This is a genomic window from Marinobacter gelidimuriae, from assembly GCF_000372805.1.
Classification (GTDB): domain Bacteria; phylum Pseudomonadota; class Gammaproteobacteria; order Pseudomonadales; family Oleiphilaceae; genus Marinobacter; species Marinobacter gelidimuriae.
Genome location: NZ_KB889832.1, coordinates 1 through 2,720, shown reverse-complemented (window position 1 = coordinate 2,720; position 2,720 = coordinate 1). Strand labels below are relative to the sequence as shown.

2 protein-coding genes are annotated in these 2,720 nt (G+C 41.8%); both read right to left on the bottom strand.

Translation table 11 applies throughout. The annotated features are described in order from the left end of the window. Positions 1-101: 101 nt before the first annotated feature. Positions 102-944 carry an HNH endonuclease gene (locus A3OI_RS0102590; RefSeq protein WP_018402793.1) on the bottom strand — a complete coding sequence of 281 codons (843 nt, stop codon included), beginning with the start codon at positions 942-944 and terminating at the stop codon, positions 102-104. Next, a complete protein-coding gene (locus A3OI_RS0102585; RefSeq protein WP_018402792.1) occupies positions 941-2,473 on the bottom strand; it encodes an AAA family ATPase in 1,533 nt (510 codons plus the stop codon). The genes A3OI_RS0102590 and A3OI_RS0102585 overlap by 4 nt, the downstream gene beginning before the upstream one ends. Between the last annotated feature and the right edge of the window lie 247 nt (positions 2,474-2,720).

The following is a 2,720-nucleotide window of genomic DNA, read 5'->3' as shown; positions in this document are numbered from 1 at the left end:
TCAAGCTTCACTATCCTAAGTGAAACGCCCTGTGCGGACCCGCATGCAGGGTGTTGTGGGGGCTGAGGGTTAGATACCCTCGGCTACCCGATTAGCCTTTTCTACAACTGGAATCTTGTTTCGCAAAACCAGTCACTTTCTGAAAGACACTCATATAATGCTGCCTGCCATGAATTTAAATTAACAGACCGTTTTCCATCAGCTATATCGGTCAAGTATCTTTTTAACTCAATGCTTCCACTGTCACAATATACTCTTCTTGAAACATATTCGATGCTTGCCAACTCCTCGGCAGCATGGGAAGAATATAAAGGAGCCAGCTTGAAAGTATTAAAATGATTTCTTAGTCTTTCTATCAAGAGGATTTCGCATTCTTGAGGAGGATCTACATAAAATTCTATAGCTACCGGAATAGTTTCTATAATCCTCGCTTTAATCCAAACAAAGCTCTCCACATCATCGTAGTATGGGTGCAGAGTTTCCTGCTCTGAGCACCGCGGTATATCTTCGCTTTTTATCTTATTACAGTCCTGACAAGCTGGAATAAGATTTAGCGGCGAAACTACCAGCGACGGAAAGTGTGCTTTAGGCAAGTGATGATCCAGTGTCGACACGACACGCTGGGAACAAAGCGGACATCTTCCATGCTCCGGAAGAGACATTAACTTATCGTAATAATTACGACCAGGAGCAAGCTTTTTCGCCATGCGCGATGTATAAACATTTTTCATTTCATCAACTGTAACTGCACTAGAAACATTATCTTTAGGAGCAATTGTATGAAGTTGCGCTATAGGAGCTTTTTCATCAAACTCAATAGAGGCTGTTTCTATTTCTTGAATGCAGGATAAAAGCCTTCCTTTTAACTCGGCGTCTCGAACCCGCTCTATGCACGACTGAAAAACATCTACTGCAGCATAGCTTGGCTTCAAAAGTTTTTTCATACTCCTCCATCCTTGACGCCAAACAAGGCTCGCAAAATGCCTTTTGCCTCCAACCCCAACTGGCCATCAAAACTTTGAAAGGCTGAATCATAGTCGTCAAATTTGTTGACCGCATCGTTTAGAAGGTTATGAAAACCCGAGTCTGTGTGCTCCAGCCCAAATACCTCTCTAGTCAATATTCCTACATTTTCACCAAATGATTCTGTTTCTAGTCGTTCGACTTTTGAAAAATGACCACTTCTCCATAGCTTCCACGTACAATTTTTAGGGACTTCCTGAAGCACAACAGGCGAATGGGTAGCTATTATAGAAACAGCATTTCTGTTGATTAGAAGATCAGAAAGCGATCTCACGAAAGCTGACAGTAGTGGAGGGTGGAGATGCGCCTCCGGCTCATCTAAGAATACTAAGCTTCTCTCCTCCATTGTTTCGACAAGCCTTGTAATTGTGAGCAGAACAATTTTATGGCCCGAGCTTAAGTTCTTGAATATTCGCCCTGCAACATTTTCGCACGCCTCTTCATCTTCATGATTTAAAATCGAGACTACATCAATATCACCAAAGACCGGATCTGATTCTAGCTTCCCCACAGCTCTTTTCCATCGCTCGATCTTGTTCCCAGCCTTACAGGCTAATATGCTTTTCACAAATTCATTCTTCAATATAACCGGACTCTTCGGTGGCAAGCTCTTTTCACCTATTTTCTTAACCCTTTTCAATCCAACGTATGAAAATTGTATACCTTTTGATTTGTCTTTCTTTTCAGGTAGCGGTTCTGTCTCATCAAATGCGCTAAACGTCACGGAAATGACATTAGAAAACAGGTCGCCTTCAAACTCATCTGAAGAGGTAAATTTACCAACCTTTGATATAGCTGAACTCTCATCAATGAGTGAGCTAATCATGTTGTTCATTAGGTAGGTTTTACCTACACCATTCCTACCAATGAGCACATGAATATTTGTAGGTGGATTACTCTCAGGGACCACATCAAAACTTAAAAAAATTCGTTCTGTTCCGGTACCTTTAATTACTGGAGATTTATACGTAAAAGAATATTTTGAAAGTCTTGCACCACCTTTTGCAAGACGGCGATATTGTCCCTTAATTGATGTGTGACTAACAGATCTAAGCAGAGATGTACTAGTGACCCGCTCCCTTATTGCTTTGTCGTATACGTCCTCATGTAAAGCAATATCATTAAGCGATGATAATATTTGATCTCTAATGCCCTCCCCAAGACTATTCAACTCTTCATAAAAGCTATCATCTTGACCAACGGAGAAAAACTTCTCATCTAACTCTTCAAATTCAGCTGGTATTGTTGGCCTTCTTTGGCTTTTTTCCATATCGAATTGGCCTACCTTAGTCGAGCCAATTAGGTTCTTCTCCATTTTTGAGTCCACATAAACCAATGTATACATTGTTGAGAACTCGAACCAATCATCCCAATTATCCTCAATCAGGTATGCATGATTTGGTATGTCTACAGGGCAAACCCGTCCTGCCGGAAGTACCTTAAATTTCATATTTTTTCCATTGAGCCAGTTTACTCAGACTTACCTCTAAAAGGCTAACGCCAAGCTCAGCCGCAGCCAATACGGAGCGCTTTTTGTGTTAATGTTTGAGCGTCAGCGAGTAACACAAAAGGTGCGGAGTGTTGGCTGTCGGCCTGCCGCTTCTTGTGTACGCCCAGCATGGGCATGAACTAATGGGGTGTAAGTCCCCTGTAGGAAGATCACCGTCGAAAACCATGTTGTGATTAGACGATAACTA

What these genes read in the sequence shown, in the direction of transcription:
- A3OI_RS0102585 (WP_018402792.1), bottom strand. Translation starts at nt 2,473, where the DNA reads ATGAAATTTAAGGTACTTCCGGCAGGACGGGTTTGCCCTGTAGACATA.
- A3OI_RS0102590 (WP_018402793.1), bottom strand. Translation starts at nt 944, where the DNA reads ATGAAAAAACTTTTGAAGCCAAGCTATGCTGCAGTAGATGTTTTTCAG.